This window comes from Streptomyces sp. AK02-01A, from assembly GCF_033795305.1.
Classification (GTDB): Bacteria; Actinomycetota; Actinomycetes; order Streptomycetales; family Streptomycetaceae; genus Streptomyces.
This window is the reverse complement of sequence record NZ_JARBAE010000004.1, coordinates 134,641-151,116: the sequence shown is the minus strand read 5'-3', so window position 1 is coordinate 151,116 and position 16,476 is coordinate 134,641. Positions and strand designations below refer to the sequence as shown.

The following is a 16,476-nucleotide window of genomic DNA, read 5'->3' as shown; positions in this document are numbered from 1 at the left end:
GGCCCAGCGGTGACCGAGCACAGCACGCCCGACGAACGCACCGGACCGGCCGGCGCCACGGACTCCACCGTCTACGACCTGGCCGGCGTCGGCATCGGCCCGTTCAATCTCTCGCTGGCCGCGCTCTGCGACGGTGTGCCCGGCCTGCGCGCGCTCTTCCTCGACGCCAAGCCCGCCTTCTCCTGGCATCCCGGCCTGCTCATGGAAGGAACGGTCCTCCAAGTCCCTTTCCTCGCCGACCTGGTGACCATGGCCGACCCGACCAGTCGCTGGTCGTATCTGAACTATCTCCGGGAGCACGACCGGATGTTCCCGTTCTTCTTCTCGGAGCGCTTCCACATACCGCGCCGGGAGTACGACCACTACTGCCGCTGGGTCGCCGAACTGCTGCCGTCGTGCCGCTTCGACGCGCGTGTCACCGCGCTGGAGTGGGACGACGGCGCGGAGGCGTTCGCCGTCACGCACCGCTCGGCGGCCGGCGCCGTGTCACGTGTGCTGGCCCGGCGGGTCGTGCTGGGCGTCGGCACGCTCCCGGTCGTTCCCGAGCCGCTGCGTCCGCTGCTCACCTCCGCGCACGCGGGCCGCGTCCTGCACAGCTCGGACTACCGCGGCCACCGGGCACGGCTGGCCGGTCTCGACGATGTCACCGTCATCGGAGCCGGCCAGTCGGGAGCCGAGGTCGCGCTCGACCTGCTGCGCTCGCAGGACGCCGACGGCGAGGGCGGTCCGTATGTCCGCTGGCTGGCCCGTACGCCCGCGTTCGCGCCGATGGAGTACTCCAAGATCGGCCTGGAGCACTTCACGCCCGACTACATCCGCTACTTCCGCGCGCTGCCCGAGGAGCGGCGCGAACGGCTCGTACGCGAGCAGTGGCAGCTCTACAAAGGGATCAGCGAGGAGACGCTCGCCGAGATCCACGACGAGCTGTACGAGCGGACCATCGGCGGCACCGCACCGCGCGCCGCGCTCCATCCGGGCGTGGCGGTCGTCGGAGCCGAGGCGCTCTCCGGCGGCGAGGGCTATGCGCTGACCTGCCGGCACACGGAGCAGGACGAACTGTTCGAGATACGCACCTCGGCGATCGTGTCGGCCACCGGATACGAGGCGGGACGTCCGGCCTTCCTCGGCGCGCTGGCGAAGCTCGTCGACTGGGACGGCAAGGGCCGCTATCGGATCGACGGCGACTACCGGGTCGCGCTCGACTCACGGGTGACCGGCGCGCTGTACGTACAGAACGCCGAACTGCACACGCACGGTGTCGGCGCTCCCGATCTGACGCTCGGCGCCTGGCGCGCGGCGACGATACTCAACGCGGTGGCCGGGCGCACGGTGCTGCGGGTGCCGGAGCGCGCGGCCTGGACGACCTTCGGCGCGCCGGGCGGGACGGATCCCGCCGTACACCTCGCCGCGCACTCCGAGGAGTAGCCGGAGTCGCCGTACCTCACCGCGTGGCCGTCACCGCGCGGCCGTCACCGCGTGGCGGAGGAGTAGCTCTTCTCGATCGCGTCCAGGATCTCGCCGGCGCCGGTGTAGCCGATGCCGAGCATCCACAGGTTGTCGTCGACCTTGAAGGCCATGCCCTTCTTGACCGCGTCCAGGTTCTTCCACAGCGGACCGGCCGTGGTGGCGGTCTCCTGGGACTTCCGCGCGTCGCCGTAGGTGGAGTAGAAGATGACGTCGGCGTCGGCCTTGTCGATCTGCTCCGGACTGACGTCGAGCGAGAAGCCGGTGGTGTCCTGGTTGGCGGGCCGGCCGACCTGGAGGTCCTTGAGGACGGAGCCGACGAAGGTGTCGTTCAGATAGAGGCGGGTGTCGGCGCCCTCGACGAACCGTACGAAGCCGACCTTGGTCTTCTTCGCCGCCGCGGCCCCGCCCAGCGCCTCGGTCAGCCGCTTGACGTGCGCTTCGTAGTTGGTGACGGCCTTCGCCGCCTCGTTCTTCCTGCCGAGGGCGTCGGCGTGCAGCTCGAAGTTCTCGCGCCAGCTCGGGCCCGTGGTGCCGGAGAAGACGGTCGGCGCGATCGCCGACAGCGCACGGTAGTTCTTCTCGTCGCGGACCTTGCTGCTGAGGATCAGGTCCGGCTTCAGCGCGGCGATCGCTTCGAGGCTGGGCTCGGCGATGAGGCCGACGGGCTTGATGCCCTTGAGCTTGTCGGCGGGCAGATAGGTGGAGAAGGGCGCCTTGTCGGCCACGGTCGTGGCGCCGACCGGTGTGATCCCGAGCGTCACGGCCGAGTCCAGCGCGTCGGTGTCGAGTACGACGACCCGCTTCGGCGCGGCGCCGACCTTCACCTCGCCCATGACCGTCGCGACCGTGTGCGTGGCGGCGCTCGCGCCGCTCGTCCGGTCCGCCGAAGTGTCGGCGTCACCGCCGCACGCGGTGAGCGTGACGGCGAACGCGGTGGCGGTGGCGGCCACGGAGAGATGGCGCGCGAGGGTTCTGGACACGGTGAGGAGGCCTCCCTGACGACAGTCCGGACTGGCCCGGATGCGACTAAGGCGAACCTAACCTCGGCGGCGTCCGGCTCACAAGTCGCCATCGCGCCACGGCACATGGGCCAGGCGCGGTGCCGACCGTCCACGGCGGGCCAGGTCAGCCAGGTCAGCCAGGTCAGCTCGGTCGGCCAGAGCCGACGAGACCGAGCAGCGTACGAGACAGCTCTTCCGGCCGGGTGAAGAGCGCTTCGTGGCTGCCCGGAGTCCGGATGACCGGCACGCCGAGCCGCTCCGGGAAGCGGGGCTCCCATCCGTACTCGCCGGGCGCCAGCGAGCGGTCGTCCGCGGCCAGTACATAGGCACTCGGGACGTCGGCACTCGCGGAAGCCGCGTCGGCGGACGCGCCGTCCGCGACGGTCCGGTAGGGCTGTGGGCGCATCAGCTCGTAGACCGCCCGCGCCGTCGCCTCGTCGGCGTCCTGTATGAAGCCGGACGCGAAGACCTCGAAGGGCGGGAGGATCGTGTCGTCCCGCGACGCGCGCCTCAGCTCCTCGAAGAGCGCCCTGTGGTCGGGTCCGACGGCGTCGAGCACGGACTCACCTGCCCGGGGCACGAACGCGCTGAAGAAGACGACCCGCTTCAGTCTTCCGGCGAGCCGCCGCTCCGCGTCACCCACGACGCAGCCACCCCAACTGTGCGCCACGAGCGTCACGTCCGACAGATCCAGCCGTTCGACGAAGCCGACGAGAGCGTCGACGCAGTCGTCCAGGGTGATGTCGCGCGGATCGTCGTTGATTCCGAGTCCCGGGCTCGTCGGTGCCAGGACCCGGTGTCCGGCCGCCCTCAGCCGCGCCGCCACCGGTTGCCAGGCCCAGCCGCCGTGCCACGCCCCATGGGCCAGCACAAAGGTCTCGGACATCGAACCGCTCCTCGTCTGTCTCGCGGTCGCGCTCCAGAAATCACCACAAAGCGCTCTCTCCAAGCTAACAGCCGCTTTTTTGTGCGTGGAGCGACGCGAACGACACACGGTGTGAGCGGCCCGGGGTCTGTGCCGGGCCGGGGAGACGGGCGGCGGGCGGTGGCAGGAGCGGTCAGATGACCGGCGGGCGGCCCAGCGCGGTCATGCGGCCGACCGTCCGCCAGCGCATCGGACGGCGTGAGCCGCACGCCGTCCGCGCGCCTTCGAAGAAGCCTCCGAACCACGCGCGCAGTCCGCTCGCCGAGCGCGTACGGGCCACGGTGAGCAGGATCCATGTGCCGAGGTAGACCGGCACGAGGAGCGCGGGCAGATGCCGGCGCGCCAGCCACACGCGGTTGCGGGCCGTCATCCGGTAGAACTCGGCGTGCCTGGCCGGTGAGGTGCGCGGATGCTGGAGCACCAGCTCGGGCTCGTACTGGATCTTCCAGTCGGCGTCCAGCGCGCGCCACGCGAGGTCGGTCTCCTCGTGTGTGAAGAAGAACTCGTCCGGCCAGCCGCCGGTCTCCGCCAGCATCGGCATGGACAGCGCGTGTCCGCCGCCGAGGAAGGTGGTCACCTCGCCGCCGCGCATCGGATCGTCGACGCGCAGCCGCGGCACATGCCGCCGCTGGGTGAAGCCGGTCTCGTCGGCGATACGGAAGCTGACGATGCCGAGCCGCGGATCGGCCTCGTACAGATCGGCGACGCGGGTGATGACATCGGCCTCGATCAGCAGCCCGTCGTCGTCCAGATCCACGAGCACATCCACGTCACCGGTCTGCCGGAGCTTCTCCATGGCGACATTGCGGCCGCCGGAGACACCGAGATTCTTCTCCAGCTCGACTCCGATGACGCCCTCGGGCAGCTCGGGAAGCGGCGCTCCGTTGCCGACCACGACGATCCGCGACGGGGCCTCTCGCTGCTTGGCCACGGAGTCCAGCAGGGCCCGGAGCTCAACGGGCCGGGTTCCCATGGTCAGCACGGCCACACCCACACGCGGTCGGGACACGTCCAGATCACCCAGCTCTCGTTGACGGCATGAGGACCGATGCTATCCGGCCGTCGCCATCCGTCGGTCACCGGAAGGTATCTCTCTCGACCCCTCGGGTTCATCTTGCCGCGAGTTGGGTCCGTGTCCGTGCGGCGAGCGGCTCGGAGCGCACCGGAATAAGGCCGGCGGCGGAGGAGGTTGCGCCCATACGTAAGCCGCACGGGCCGTGACCGACAGTGATGACGGCGGCCGCTCGGACCGGTACCGCGTGGCGCAGGCCGACACGAGGGATGGAACGTATGCGTGCTCTGCTGTACGACCCGGAGGCACCCGGTGGTCTTCGTGACGGAGAGGCGCCGGATCCGGTGCCGGAGCGGTCACAGGCGCTGATCGAGGTGCACGCGGCCTCGTTGAACTTCGGCGAGATCGTCTACCGGAAGGGCCATGTCGAACCCGGCCATGTCTCCGGCTGGGACGCCGCCGGTGTGGTGGTGCGGGCCGCGGCCGACGGCTCGGGGCCGGAGCCGGGCACGCGTGTGGTGACCTTCGGCTGGTCGGGAGCGTGGGCGGCGCTCCGCGCCGTCGACACCACGCAACTGGCCGTCGTGCCGGACGCCGTGGATCTCGGCGCCGCGAGCGCGCTGCCGGTCGCCGGTGTCACCGCGCTCCAGGCGCTGCGGCTTCTCGGGCCCGTGGTGGGCCGCCGGGTGCTGATCACCGGCGCGTCGGGCGGTGTCGGACGGTACGCGGTACAGCTCGCGGCGCGCGCGGGCGCGCGGGTCGTGGCCTCGGTCGGCAGCCCGGCGCGCGGCGAAGGGCTGCTGGCGCTCGGCGCGGACGAGGTCGTCATCGGCCTGGAGAAGGTCACGGCGCCTGTCTTCGGTGTGCTGGACAACGTGGGCGGTACACAGCTCGCCGAGGCGTTCGCGCTGGTCGAGCCCGGCGGCTCGGTCCAGTCCATCGGCAAGGCGTCCTTGCAGCCGACCGTCATCGACTTCGAGGAGGAGCGGCTCCGGGGCGGGAGGAAGCGGATCGAGGTCTTCACGGTGGCGACTCCGGTCGGGGCGGATCTGGCGTATCTCGTCGGTCTGCTGGCGCGCGGCGAGCTGGATCCGCAGATCGGCTGGCGCGGCCCGCTGGAGCGCGCGCCGGAGGCGGTGGAGGCGCTGCTCGGCCGCCGCGTGCGCGGAAAGGCCGTACTCGACGTCGCAGGCGCCTGACCGCCGCGCCGTGTCCTGTGGCGGGCTCCGGAAGCCAGGCCGCTTCCGGGGCCCGCCGGTGCGTCCGATGCGTGGCCGTGTACCGCCAACTCCCTTGTGTGGCGCAGCCGCTGACGCCGATTCGGGTCACAGGAGGCACCGTGTTCACCTCACGCCTCCTGTGAAACACTTCCCGTATGGCGGTGCTCGGAAATGGGCGTGAGCGCCGCCGTTCTGCCCCGGCGCGTACGGCCGCGAGCGGACCGCCGCCGCCACGGTGTGGAGGGTCCGGTCGCCGTGTTCCGCGCGGCCGGTTCCGGGTCCGCCGTCCGCGAGGCTCCCGGACCACCGCCGGCGTCCGCGTGGAGTCCGTACCGCCGACCGGGAAGTCCCTCGCCGGCTTCTTCCGCGAGGAACCGCGCCTGAGCGCCCCGGGTCTCTTACGGCGACGCCCCACAGATCCATACATTCAACGGAGTTCCGCATGGCCGCAGCCACTCCCAAGCCCCAGGTCGACACCAGCAAGCCGCACCCGGCGCGGGTGTACGACTATCTCCTGGGCGGCAAGGACAACTATCCGGTCGACCGGGAGATCGGGAAGCAGCTCCCGGACGTCTCGAAGCGTGACGCCCAGCTCAACCGCGCCTTTATGCACCGCGCCTGCGCCTGGGTGGCACGCAGCGGTATCGACCAGTTCCTCGACATCGGCACGGGCATCCCCACCGAGCCGAATCTGCATCAGATCGTCCAGAGCATCGCTCCGGCGTCCCGCGTGGTCTACACCGACAACGATCCCATCGTGCTGCGTCACGCGGAGGCACTGCTGATCAGCGCGCCGGAGGGAGCCACCGACTACGTCCAGGGAGATGTGCGCGCGCCGGAGGAGATACTCGCGCACGCCCGTACGGTGCTGGACTTCAGCCGGCCCGTCGCGCTGTCGCTCATCGCGCTGATGCACTTCATTCCCGACGACGAGGATCCGTACGGCATCACCCGCACGCTGGTGGACGCCCTGCCGTCCGGCAGTGTCCTGCTCTTCTCGCACGGCACGGCCGACTTCCAGCCGCAGAATCTGGTGGGCCGGGTGACGGGCGCGTACGGGAAGGGCGGCATCAACCTGCGGCTGCGCGGCCACGCCGAGGTCAGACGGTTCTTCGACGGCCTTGATCTGGTCGCGCCCGGGCTGGTCACCGCGCCGCAGTGGTACCAGGTGCCTCCGGCGCCGGCCGACGAGCACAGCTCCTTCTATGTCGGCGCCGGCCGCGTGCGCTGAGAGCGGGCCACTGGCGAACCGCCTCGGCCGGCCGTGGGCGTCATTGCCTGAGAACGTCCGTTCTCCTATATTCCTCAGCAGAGATCGGACGGGCGTACTCAATGCCATCGCGAGGAGAGTCACCATGCTCACCAAACAGCAGGCGGCCGAGGCCGTCCGTCATGCCAAAGCGGAGCTGGGCGTGAGCTGGGCCCAGATCGCCGAGGCGGTCGGCCGGCCCGTGGCATGGACGACCTCGGCGCTGCTCGGACAGCAGCCGATGAGCGCGGAGCAGGCGAACGCCGCCGCGTCGTTCCTCGATCTGCGCAAGGACGCCGTCCTGGCGTTCATGGCGGAGCCCACCCGTGGCGCGCTCGACTCCGTCGTCCCGGTCGATCCGACCATCTACCGCTTCTACGAGATCGTCCAGGTCTACGGGCCGACCATCAAGGAACTGATCCACGAGGAGTGCGGCGACGGCATCATGAGCGCCATCAACTTCCGTCTCGATGTGCGGCGCGTGCCCGATCCGGACGGTGACCGGGTCGTGGTCACGCTCGACGGGAAGTACCTGCCGTACCAGTGGTGAGATGCCGTCCGTCCTGACCGGGCCGTCCTGACCGGGCCGTCCTGACCGGGCCGTCCTGGTCCGCCGTCAGAACGGCTCGGCGGGCCAGTCCAGCAGCCTGGCGCCGATGACGGCCGTCTGGAGCGTGTAGCGGTGCAGCGGATCGGCCGGATTGGCGCCGGTGAGCTTGTGGATCCGCTCCAGCCGGTAGGTCAGGGCCCGTACGCTCAACGACAGCCGCCGCGCCGCCTCGGCGGCCACACAGCCCGCGTCGAAGTACGCGGTGAGCGTGTCGATGAGCGGCTGGGCGCCGCCACGGGCCGACTCCAGCGGGCCGAGTGAGCTGAGCACCAGCTCCGTCATGGCCTGCCGGTCACGCGTCAGGACCGGATAGACGAGCAGCTCGGCCGCGTGCAGCACGGGATCGGTCAATTCGAGCCGCTCCGCGAGGTCGAGCACATTCAGCGCCTCTTCATACGAGCGCACGACTCCGCCCACGCCCGGCTGTGCGCGGCCGATGGCGACCCGGCCGCCGTCCGTGGCCGCGAACGCCTGCTTGGCGAAGTGTCCGAGCACCTCGTCCTGGTCTCCGGTGGCGACACACACCAGCCGGCCGGTCTTGGTGGTGAGCAGAATGCTGCGATCACCGAAGCGGTTGATCATGGCCTGCTCCACGGAACGCGACACGGCGTCGCCTTCGTCATACGCGGAGGTGCCCTCGGCGACCGCGACGGCGTGCGTATGCGCGAGCCGCAGTCCGAACCGCTCGGCCAGCTCCGCCAGCCGTCCGAGATCACTGCGTCCGTACAGCAGGTCGTCGATGAACTCCCGCCGCGCGGCGGCCTCTTGACGTACCGCCAGCCGCTGCGCCCGCTCGTATCCTTCGGCGAACGCGTCGACGGACTGCTCGACGGCGGCGAGCACGCTGTCGGCCGAGCCCGTGGCGGGCCAGTGGACGCGGGCCGCGGCGAGATGCGCGCCGACCAGCGCGCGCAGTCCATGGCCGGCCTCGGCGGCCTGCTCGCCGAGCGTCCGGCGGGCCAGGATCTCGTCCCGGGTGAGCCGGCGGCCGGTGGCGCCGACGGCTTCGAGGATATGGGCGTATCCGGCCAGATATTCGTCCGGTATTCCGTGCCGCTGCGCGCTCCCCGTCATGCCGCCCCCGAATTTCGCCGGATCTCTGCCGCATTTTCGCACGCATGGTCCCGCGCACTGAGGTACAGCTATGGCGAAATAGGCGGACAAAGGAGGCAGGGATATGCAAGCGATCGGTCATGCGCTGGCCATTGCCGGGTCGATGGCCTGGGAGATCGCCTGGGCGCTGATCCTGGGATTCGCGCTGTCGGCGGTGGTGCAGGCGGTGGTGCGCAGATCGACCGTGGTGCGGCTGCTGGGCGACGACCGTCCTCGTACGCTCACGATCGCCGCGGGGCTCGGTGTGGCCTCCTCGTCGTGTTCGTACGCGGCGGTCGCGCTGGCCCGCTCGCTCTTCCGTAAAGGAGCGAACTTCACCGCGGCCATGGCGTTCGAGATCGCCTCGACCAATCTGGTGGTGGAACTCGGTGTGATCCTGGCGCTGCTGATGGGCTGGCAGTTCACCGCCGCCGAGTTCGTCGGCGGTCCCATCATGATCGTGGTCATGGCGGTGCTGTTCCGGATCTTCCTGCGCGAGCGGCTGCTCGCCGAGGCGCGGGAACAGGCCGGCCGCGGTCTCGCCGGCTCCATGGAGGGCCATGCCGCGATGGACATGTCCGTACGCGGCCAGGGATCCTTCGCGCGGCGGCTGTTCTCCCGCGACGGTTACACCGCGGTGGCGACGGTCTTCGTCATGGAGTGGGCGGCGATCCTGCGGGACCTGGTGCTGGGTCTGCTCATCGCCGGCGCGATCGCCGCCTGGGTCCCGGACTCCTTCTGGGCCACCTTCTTCCTCGACGACCATCCGCTGGCCGCGAAGCTGGTCGGTCCGCTGGTCGGACCGCTCGTGGCCATCGCCTCGTTCGTCTGCTCCATCGGCAATGTGCCGCTGGCCGTGGTCCTGTGGAAGGGCGGCATCAGCTTCGGCGGTGTGATCGCCTTTCTCTACGCGGACCTGCTGATCCTGCCCATCCTGAACATCTACCGGAAGTACTACGGACTCCGGACGACCGGACTCATCCTCGGTGTCTTCTTCACGTCGATGGCCGTGGCCGGTTATGTGGTGGAGTTCCTCTTCGGCGCTCTGGGCCTGATCCCGGACCAGGCCCGCGCCAGGCTGCCGGAGGAGTCCGTCTCCTGGAACTACACCACCGGGCTCAACATCGCGTTCTTTCTGCTGACGCTGGTGCTGGTGGTCCGCTTCCTGCGGACGGGCGGTCTGTCGATGCTCCGCGCGATGAACACGCCGCCGGAGGCGAAGGACCGTCATGACCGCGCCGGCGCGTAGCGCTTGTCCGGTCGGCCCGCGTGGATCGGCCCGCGTGGATCGGCCCGGACCGTCGCGGAACGGTCCGGGCCGCGGTGGTGCGACGGCCGCTCAGACGGTGCCGAGGGCCGTGCGCAGTGTGCCGATCGCCTGGCTGATGGCGGCCTCGGCGGCGTGGGTCTCGCGCAGCGCGTTGAGCATGACGAAGTCGTGGATGATGCCCTGGTAGCGGACCGCGGTCACGGGCACTCCGGCCTGGCGGAGCTTGTTGGCGTAGGCCTCGCCCTCGTCGCGCAGGACGTCGGCCTCGCCGGTGATGACCAGCGCCGGCGGCAGTCCGGTGAGCTGCTCGGTGGTGGCGCGCAGCGGCGAGGCGGTGATCTCGGCGCGCTGGGCCTCGTCGGTCGTGTACTGGTCCCAGAACCACCGCATGGCGTCGCGGCGCAGGAAGTAGCCCTCGGCGAACTGGTGGTACGAGGCGGTGTCGAACGCCGCGTCGGTGACCGGATAGAAGAGCACCTGCTGGACGAAGCCGACATCACCGCGCTCCTTGGCGAGCAGCGTCAGCGCGGCGGTCATATTGCCGCCGACCGAGTCACCGGCGACGGCGAGGCGCGAGGCGTCGAGGCCCTGGGCCGCGCCGTCGGTGCCGATCCACCGGGCGACGGCGTAGCTCTGCTCGATGGCCACCGGATAGCGAGCCTCCGGAGAGAGGTCGTACTCCGGGAAGACGACGGCGGCGTTCGCGCCGACGGCCAGTTCACGGACGAGCCGGTCATGCGTATGGGCGTTGCCGAAGACCCAGCCCGCGCCGTGGATGTAGAGGATCACCGGGAGGGTGCCGGTGGCGCCGGCCGGCCTGACGACGCGGACCCGGACGCTGCCGGTGGGCCCGCCCTGGACGGTCAGCCACGCGTCGGTCACGGCGGGCGCGTCGACCGGACCCGACTGGACCTCGTTCACGGTCTCGCGTCCCTTGGCGGGACCGAGGTCGAAAAGGTACGGCGGGTTCGCGGTGGCCTCGGCGAACGCGGCGGCCGCGGGTTCGAGTACAGGGCGGTCGGAGTGTGTCTCGGACATGTCGTCTCCTCGGATACGCGGGGGCCGCCGGCCGGAGCCGGCGGTGGGTGATTCCCACAGCAAGAACAGTAGGGCGCTACTTGATTGTGTGCAACTGAATGGTGAGCGCTAGAGTCATTGACACGAGAGAATGGATGGACGCCTCGTAGACGCGATGGAAAGTGGGCGCGATGAGCGACACAGGAACAGCCGAGTCCCGACAGGACTTCACCCTCCGGCTCGACGACCAGCTCTGCTTCGCGCTGTACGCGGCCTCCCGCGCGGTGACCGCCCGCTATCGGCCGCTGCTCCAGGAGCTCGGCCTCACCTATCCGCAGTATCTGGTGATGCTGGTGCTGTGGGAGCGGGACTCGGCATCGGTGCGGGACCTGGGCGAGGCGCTCCAGCTCGACTCGGGCACGCTGTCACCGCTGCTCAAGCGACTGGAGACGTACGGACTGATCCGCCGGGAGCGGCGGCTGGAGGACGAGCGCTCCGTCCTGGTGAGCCTCACCGAGGAAGGGCTGGCGCTGCGCGAGCGTGCGGACGCCGTGCCGCCTGCGATGGGTGAGGCGATGGGCCTGAGTCCGGAGCAGACCAGCACGGTCAGGTCGATCCTGCGGACGCTGATCGCCAATGTCACGGCGGAGGACTGAGGAGCCGCCGCGCGGGTCCGGCCGGTCGCGCGTCAGCTCGCGCACCAGCCGCTCCAGCGGCGGACCCCGACCTCGATGACCGGCCCCGCCGGCGGCCGGCCCTCGTAATGCGGCCGGTACTTCTCCACGAGCAGCGCCACATCCCGCGCGGCGTCGGCGGACCATGACGCGGGAGGCAGTTCCACCGCGCGGCCGTCGGCGCGGGCCCACCACAGCCGGTCCCATTCCTCGTCGTAGCCGTCCGCGAGAAGGCAGACCTCCGGATTGACGGCGATATTGGCGAGCCGCTTCAGCCGCAGGGACCGTTTCGCCTTGTGGTCCACCGCCATCACCAGTGTGTCTCCGTCCAGAGCGAAGACGACGGGCACCAGATGCGGACGGCCCCAGGCGTCGGCGGTGGCGAGCCGGATCACCCGGCAACACGCCAGCCGGTCCCGCGCCTCCGCGCCGCTCAGACCGGGCATGGTGGCCTCCTCAAGGACTTCCGGCGGGTCTTCCGGCAGGTGAGCGGCTCAGCGGGTCTTGTCGACGACCGCGGTCATCTCGTCGAGCGCGCGGAACGTCTCGGCCTCCGGCATCGCCGGCAGCGAGAACAGGATCCGCTCGACACCGAGCCGGGAGTAGGCGGCGACGTCCTCCGGGTCGGGCGGCGCCCAGTACACCGTCACCGGCACCTCGCGGCCGGCCGTCTCGCGCAGCCGTGCCATCCGCGGGCCGAGCTCGTCCGGCGTCACATTGCTGACGAGCCAGGCGTCTCCGAACTCCGCCACCCGCCGGAACGCCCCTTCGCCGCCGCCGACATAGATCGGCGGATGCGGCTTCCGCACCGGCTTGGGCCAGAGATAGACCGGGTCGAAGTCCACGAACTCACCGTGGAACTCGGCCTTCTCCTCCGTCCACAGCGTCAGAATGGCCCGCAGGCGCTCATCGACCAGCCGGCCGCGCGTGGACGGATCCGTTCCGTGGTCCTCCATCTCCTCGCGGTTCCAGCCGATGCCGACGCCGAAGAGGAAACGGCCGCCGGAGACGAGGTCCAGGGAGGCGGTCTCCTTCGCGGTGATGATCGGATCCCGCTGCGAGAGCAGAGCGATACCGGTGCCCACGAGCAGCCGCTCGGTGGCCGAGGCGACGGCGGTCAGCGCGATGAAGGGATCCAGCAGGCGGTAGTACATCTCCGGCAGCTCACCGCCGCCGGGATACGGAGATCTGCGATTCACCGGGATATGGCTGTGCTCGGCGATGAGCAACGAGTCGAAGCCGCGCTCCTCGACCGCTCTGCCCAGCTCGGCGGGGCCGATGCCCTGATCGGTGATGAAGCTCGAAATTCCGAATTTCACGGCGGCTCTCCTCGGATCTGGCGCTGGACGGGACCGGAGCGAGACGCCTCGTTCCCGAAAGGCGGCTGAGCGCCTCCTCTCCAGTCTGCTCCGTTACCTCCGCATATGTCCCGGTAAGGCGCCGGTGCCTGAGATACGCCGCCGCAGCGCCGTGAAGACGCCGCGGCGGCGCCGTACGCGAGGGACGTTCGCGGTCGGCGCCGGTCCGTCGCGCGGGACCGTTGCCGCACGCCCTACGCCGGGAGGTCCGCCGGGAGCAGCAGCCGCAGATCGTCCAGACCTGGCGCGGCCACCGCGCCGAGCCGTCGCGCCTGCCGCGTCATCATCACGTCGAGCAGACTGCGGGCCGTGCGCGCGTTGCCGAAGGAGCGGTCGCGCGGCAGGACGTCGACATACGCGCGCAGCGCCTCCAGGGTCTCCGGCGCGCAGTCGTATCCGGAGTCGGAGGCGTGCCGCTCCAGGATGCTGACCAGCTCGTCGGTGGTGTAGTTCTCGAACTCCACGGACCGCGTGAACCGCGAGGCGAGTCCCGGGTTGGAGTCCAGGAAACGGCCCATCTCCTCGGTGTATCCGGCGGCGATGACGACGACGTCGTCGCGGTGGTCCTCCATCAGCTTCAGCAGCGTCTCGACGGCCTCCCGGCCGAAGTCGGAGGTCGCGCCCTCGGGAGTGAGGGTGTAGGCCTCGTCGATGAACAGCACACCGCCGAGGGCGCTTTCGAAGACCTCCTTGGTGAGCTGCGCGGTGTGGCCCACGTACCGGCCGACCAGGTCGGCGCGCGCCACCTCCACGAGCTGGCCCTTGGGCAGCACGCCGAGGGAGTGCAGCAGCTCGGCGTAGAGCCGGGCCACCGTGGTCTTGCCGGTACCGGGCGGGCCGGAGAAGACAAGATGGTGGCTGATCTTCGGCGTGGGCAGTCCGGCGGCCTTGCGCTGTCTGGTCGCGGCGAGCAGCGAGACCAGGTCGGTCACCTCGCGCTTGACGGCGCCCAGGCCGACCATCGCGTCGAGCCGGGCCAGCAGCTCCTCGGAGTTCCGGCCGCCGTCCGCGCCCGCGGCGGCGTTCTCCGCGACGTCTTCGGGCAGCAGCAGCGTGAGATCGCTCTCGGCCGGGTCCGCCATGGAACTCAGCCGGAAGGCCTGCCGGTCCACCATCTCCTCGAACACCCGGCGGGCCGCGCGGCCGTTGCCGAAGGTGGCGTCGCGGGTCATCGATCCGTAGTGCGCGGCGAGTGCGTCCAGCGTGCGCGGATCCAGCTCGTACCGGTGCGCCTCGCACATGGACTCGGTGATCGTCACCAGCTCGTCGACCGAGTAGTTGGCGAACTCGATGGTGCGGGTGAACCGCGACGCCAGGCCCGGGTTGGAGGAGAGGAAGGAGCCCATCTCGTCGGTGTATCCGGCGGCGATGACGACGACGTCGTCGCGGTGGTCCTCCATCAGCTTCAGCAGCGTGTCGACGGCCTCCTTGCCGAAGTCGGCGCCGGAGCCCTTGCCGTCGGAGAGCAGGGTGTACGCCTCGTCGATGAACAGCACACCGCCCAGCGCCTCGTTGAACGCCTCGGTCGTCTTGATCGCCGTGCCGCCGATGATCTGCGCCACGAGATCGGCCCGGGACACCTCCACGAGATGCCCGGAGCGCAGCACACCGAGCTCCGTCAGAATGCCGCCGTAGAGCCGGGCCACGGTGGTCTTGCCGGTGCCCGGCGGGCCGGAGAAGACGAGATGGCGGCTCATCGGCGGCGCGGGCATGCCGAGCCGGGCCCGCCGCTGCGCGAGCTGGTTGAGATTGACGAGCGTATGGACCTGGTGCTTGACGTCGGCGAGACCGACCAGCGACTCCAGCTCCTGCAACGGTCCTTCGGGAGCGGCGGCCTTGCCCCCACCGCTCTCGCCCGGTCCCTGAACGGCTTTCTCGACAGCCGTGTCGCCCCACGCGTCCGGGACGGCGTTGCCCGCGCTGGTCAGGTCCTCCACCGTGAGCCGGTCACCGGCGCGCGTCTGCCGCAGTCCGGCGCCACGGTTGTCCCGTACGGTACAGCCGGTCACCGAGACCTGTTCGGCGCTGTCGACCCGGATGCCGTCTCCGAGGCTGCCGGTGATCTGGCAGGAGTCGAGCGAGGCACGGGCGCCGTTCGCCAGCAGGACGCCGTGCGCGCCGGACTCCATGACCTGACCGCGCAGGACAGAGAGCCGGCCGCCGCTCTCCACGGCGACACCGGACGCGCCGCTCGCGTGGACGCGGCAGTCCCGTACGGTGCCGAGACCTTCCTGAGCCACCTGGACGCCGGATTCGGCGGACGCGTGGACGGTCGTGTCACGGAGCTCGGGATTGCCTCCTGTGGCGATCCGCACACCTGAGCCGCCCGCGCCGTCGATCTCGCAGCTCTCCAGCCGTCCACGGCCGTCCTCGACGACCTCCACACCATGGCCGCGCGGCGAGACGATCCGGGCGCGGCGCACCAGCGGATTGGCGCCGGTGCGCACGAGGATGGCCGTACCGGCCGCGTCCGTCACCTCCAGCCGGTCGAACTCCGCCGCCGACTCCTCCTCCAGCAGGACGGCACCGGCCTTGTCGGCGCAGTCACGCACCGTCGTGTCGGTGAGCATCGGCGCGCTCGATCCGATCACCCGGATCGCCGGGCCGGCCGACGCGTCGAACTCGCAGTCCTTGAAGGAGCCCCGGGAGCGTTCGGTGACGGCCAGACCGTTGCCCTTGGTGCGCGCGGTGCGGCAGCGCAGCAGCTCCGGGTCGGCGCCGGAGGCGAGCGCGATGCCGGGGCCGGTGGTGTCCGTGACCGTGACCTGGTCGAGGGACGGCCGGGAGCCGCTCGTCACATAGACGCCGACGGCGGTGTCATGGACCGTGGTGCGCAGCACGCGGGTGGCGCTGCTGCCTTCCAGCGCGATGGCCGGCTTCTCCGCGCCGGAGATGTCGCAGTCCTCGACCAGGCCCTGTGCCTCGCCGTTGGCCAGGATCCCGTTGCCCCGGGCGTCGCGTATCCGGCAGCCGCGCACGGTCGTACGGGCCTGCTCGCTGAGGACGACGCCGGAGGTGCCGAGATTCTCGATGACACAGTCCGCTATGACGCTGCCGGTGTCGGCGGTGTCCACGACACCGGCGCCGTCCGGATTGGAGACCCGGCAGTCGCGCATGGCCAGCGCTCCGGTCTCCCGGGCCAGTACGGCTGTCCAGCCGGAGCCGACGACGGTGCAGCCGTCCATGGCGACCTGGCCGCGCGGCGCGTCCACCACGGGAAAGTCGTCGCTGCCGCCGCGCAGCGTGAGATCGGTGAGCATCACCGCGTCGGCGACCAGGACGAGCGCGGTGCCGCGGCGCGGACAGATCTCGACGCTGCCGCGCTCGCCCTCCGCGACGATGGTGACCCGGTTGCGCACCGTCAGATTCTCGGGATAGCGGCCGGGCCGGACGCGGATCACCGCTCCCGTACGCGCCTTCGCCAGGGCCTCACCGATCGTCCGGAAACTGTCCGGTTCTTCCGGGCACACCGTGAGCAACTGCCGTGACACGCTCGGACCTCCTTGTTTCGCCGCCACCGCCGATCCTCCCTGTCCAAGGGGGGAGGGAGCAGTGGGACGTCGGTGTGCGCCCGGTGAAGG

The 16,476-nt window shown here is 70.5% G+C and carries 14 protein-coding genes; 6 read left to right on the top strand and 8 right to left on the bottom strand.

Annotated features, from left to right (window positions below):
* Window positions 1-9 precede the first annotated feature (9 nt).
* Window positions 10-1,425 carry a lysine N(6)-hydroxylase/L-ornithine N(5)-oxygenase family protein gene (locus tag PV679_RS06755; RefSeq protein WP_319679124.1) on the top strand — a complete coding sequence of 472 codons (1,416 nt, stop codon included), beginning with the start codon at window positions 10-12 and terminating at the stop codon, window positions 1,423-1,425.
* A gap of 44 nt (window positions 1,426-1,469) precedes the next feature.
* Here the strand turns inward: PV679_RS06755 and PV679_RS06750 are convergent, their stop codons facing one another.
* The 3 genes from PV679_RS06750 to PV679_RS06740 all read right to left on the bottom strand — a co-directional run bounded on the left by PV679_RS06750 (window position 1,470) and on the right by PV679_RS06740 (window position 4,402).
* The gene (locus tag PV679_RS06750; protein ID WP_319679123.1) at window positions 1,470-2,447 is read right to left on the bottom strand and encodes an iron-siderophore ABC transporter substrate-binding protein; all 978 of its coding nucleotides are present in this window, start codon (window positions 2,445-2,447) and stop codon (window positions 1,470-1,472) included.
* Between the two features lie 163 nt (window positions 2,448-2,610).
* Entirely contained in the window at window positions 2,611-3,354 is a 744-nt protein-coding gene (locus tag PV679_RS06745; protein ID WP_319679122.1) for an alpha/beta fold hydrolase, read from the bottom strand.
* Window positions 3,355-3,526: 172 nt separating this feature from the next.
* Window positions 3,527-4,402: a glycosyltransferase family 2 protein gene (locus tag PV679_RS06740; protein WP_319679121.1), complete on the bottom strand. Its 876-nt coding sequence runs from the start codon at window positions 4,400-4,402 to the stop codon at window positions 3,527-3,529.
* A gap of 281 nt (window positions 4,403-4,683) precedes the next feature.
* Here PV679_RS06740 and PV679_RS06735 point away from each other — a divergent pair, with 281 nt between their 5' ends.
* The 3 genes from PV679_RS06735 (at window position 4,684) to cynS (ending at window position 7,424) form a co-directional block, all read left to right on the top strand.
* Window positions 4,684-5,604 carry a zinc-binding dehydrogenase gene (locus PV679_RS06735; RefSeq protein WP_319679120.1) on the top strand — a complete coding sequence of 307 codons (921 nt, stop codon included), beginning with the start codon at window positions 4,684-4,686 and terminating at the stop codon, window positions 5,602-5,604.
* 463 nt (window positions 5,605-6,067) lie between these two features.
* A complete protein-coding gene (locus tag PV679_RS06730; RefSeq protein ID WP_319679119.1) occupies window positions 6,068-6,856 on the top strand; it encodes an SAM-dependent methyltransferase in 789 nt (262 codons plus the stop codon).
* A 124-nt stretch (window positions 6,857-6,980) separates the two neighbouring features.
* The gene (gene cynS / locus PV679_RS06725; protein WP_319679118.1) at window positions 6,981-7,424 is read left to right on the top strand and encodes a cyanase; all 444 of its coding nucleotides are present in this window, start codon (window positions 6,981-6,983) and stop codon (window positions 7,422-7,424) included.
* Between the two features lie 66 nt (window positions 7,425-7,490).
* Here the strand turns inward: cynS and PV679_RS06720 are convergent, their stop codons facing one another.
* Complete coding sequence (locus tag PV679_RS06720; RefSeq protein ID WP_319679117.1) at window positions 7,491-8,558, bottom strand: PucR family transcriptional regulator; 1,068 nt, start codon at window positions 8,556-8,558, stop codon at window positions 7,491-7,493.
* Window positions 8,559-8,661: 103 nt separating this feature from the next.
* Here PV679_RS06720 and PV679_RS06715 point away from each other — a divergent pair, with 103 nt between their 5' ends.
* Window positions 8,662-9,825, top strand: coding sequence for a permease (locus PV679_RS06715; RefSeq protein ID WP_319679116.1), 1,164 nt, complete (start codon window positions 8,662-8,664; stop codon window positions 9,823-9,825).
* Window positions 9,826-9,915: 90 nt separating this feature from the next.
* Here PV679_RS06715 and PV679_RS06710 read toward each other — a convergent pair whose 3' ends face one another.
* Window positions 9,916-10,884, bottom strand: coding sequence for an alpha/beta hydrolase (locus tag PV679_RS06710; protein WP_319679114.1), 969 nt, complete (start codon window positions 10,882-10,884; stop codon window positions 9,916-9,918).
* Between the two features lie 170 nt (window positions 10,885-11,054).
* Between PV679_RS06710 and PV679_RS06705 the strand changes: the two genes are divergently transcribed.
* Entirely contained in the window at window positions 11,055-11,519 is a 465-nt protein-coding gene (locus PV679_RS06705; RefSeq protein ID WP_319679113.1) for a MarR family winged helix-turn-helix transcriptional regulator, read from the top strand.
* 32 nt (window positions 11,520-11,551) lie between these two features.
* Here the strand turns inward: PV679_RS06705 and PV679_RS06700 are convergent, their stop codons facing one another.
* From PV679_RS06700 to PV679_RS06690, 3 genes are all read right to left on the bottom strand, one after another.
* Window positions 11,552-11,983, bottom strand: coding sequence for a TIGR03668 family PPOX class F420-dependent oxidoreductase (locus PV679_RS06700; protein WP_319679112.1), 432 nt, complete (start codon window positions 11,981-11,983; stop codon window positions 11,552-11,554).
* A gap of 48 nt (window positions 11,984-12,031) precedes the next feature.
* On the bottom strand, window positions 12,032-12,856 hold the full coding sequence (locus tag PV679_RS06695) for an LLM class F420-dependent oxidoreductase (RefSeq protein ID WP_319679111.1): 825 nt from the start codon (window positions 12,854-12,856) through the stop codon (window positions 12,032-12,034).
* A 233-nt stretch (window positions 12,857-13,089) separates the two neighbouring features.
* Window positions 13,090-16,386, bottom strand: a complete 3,297-nt coding sequence (locus PV679_RS06690; protein WP_319679110.1) for a right-handed parallel beta-helix repeat-containing protein — start codon at window positions 16,384-16,386, stop codon at window positions 13,090-13,092.
* Window positions 16,387-16,476: the final 90 nt, after the last annotated feature.

Excerpts from the sequence above, each read along its gene's own strand:
- PV679_RS06720 (WP_319679117.1), bottom strand. The coding sequence starts at position 8,558 with ATGACGGGGAGCGCGCAGCGGCACGGAATACCGGACGAATATCTGGCC.
- cynS (WP_319679118.1), top strand. The coding sequence starts at position 6,981 with ATGCTCACCAAACAGCAGGCGGCCGAGGCCGTCCGTCATGCCAAAGCG.
- PV679_RS06715 (WP_319679116.1), top strand. The coding sequence starts at position 8,662 with ATGCAAGCGATCGGTCATGCGCTGGCCATTGCCGGGTCGATGGCCTGG.
- PV679_RS06730 (WP_319679119.1), top strand. The coding sequence starts at position 6,068 with ATGGCCGCAGCCACTCCCAAGCCCCAGGTCGACACCAGCAAGCCGCAC.
- PV679_RS06705 (WP_319679113.1), top strand. The coding sequence starts at position 11,055 with ATGAGCGACACAGGAACAGCCGAGTCCCGACAGGACTTCACCCTCCGG.
- PV679_RS06700 (WP_319679112.1), bottom strand. The coding sequence starts at position 11,983 with ATGCCCGGTCTGAGCGGCGCGGAGGCGCGGGACCGGCTGGCGTGTTGC.
- PV679_RS06735 (WP_319679120.1), top strand. The coding sequence starts at position 4,684 with ATGCGTGCTCTGCTGTACGACCCGGAGGCACCCGGTGGTCTTCGTGAC.
- PV679_RS06710 (WP_319679114.1), bottom strand. The coding sequence starts at position 10,884 with ATGTCCGAGACACACTCCGACCGCCCTGTACTCGAACCCGCGGCCGCC.
- PV679_RS06745 (WP_319679122.1), bottom strand. The coding sequence starts at position 3,354 with ATGTCCGAGACCTTTGTGCTGGCCCATGGGGCGTGGCACGGCGGCTGG.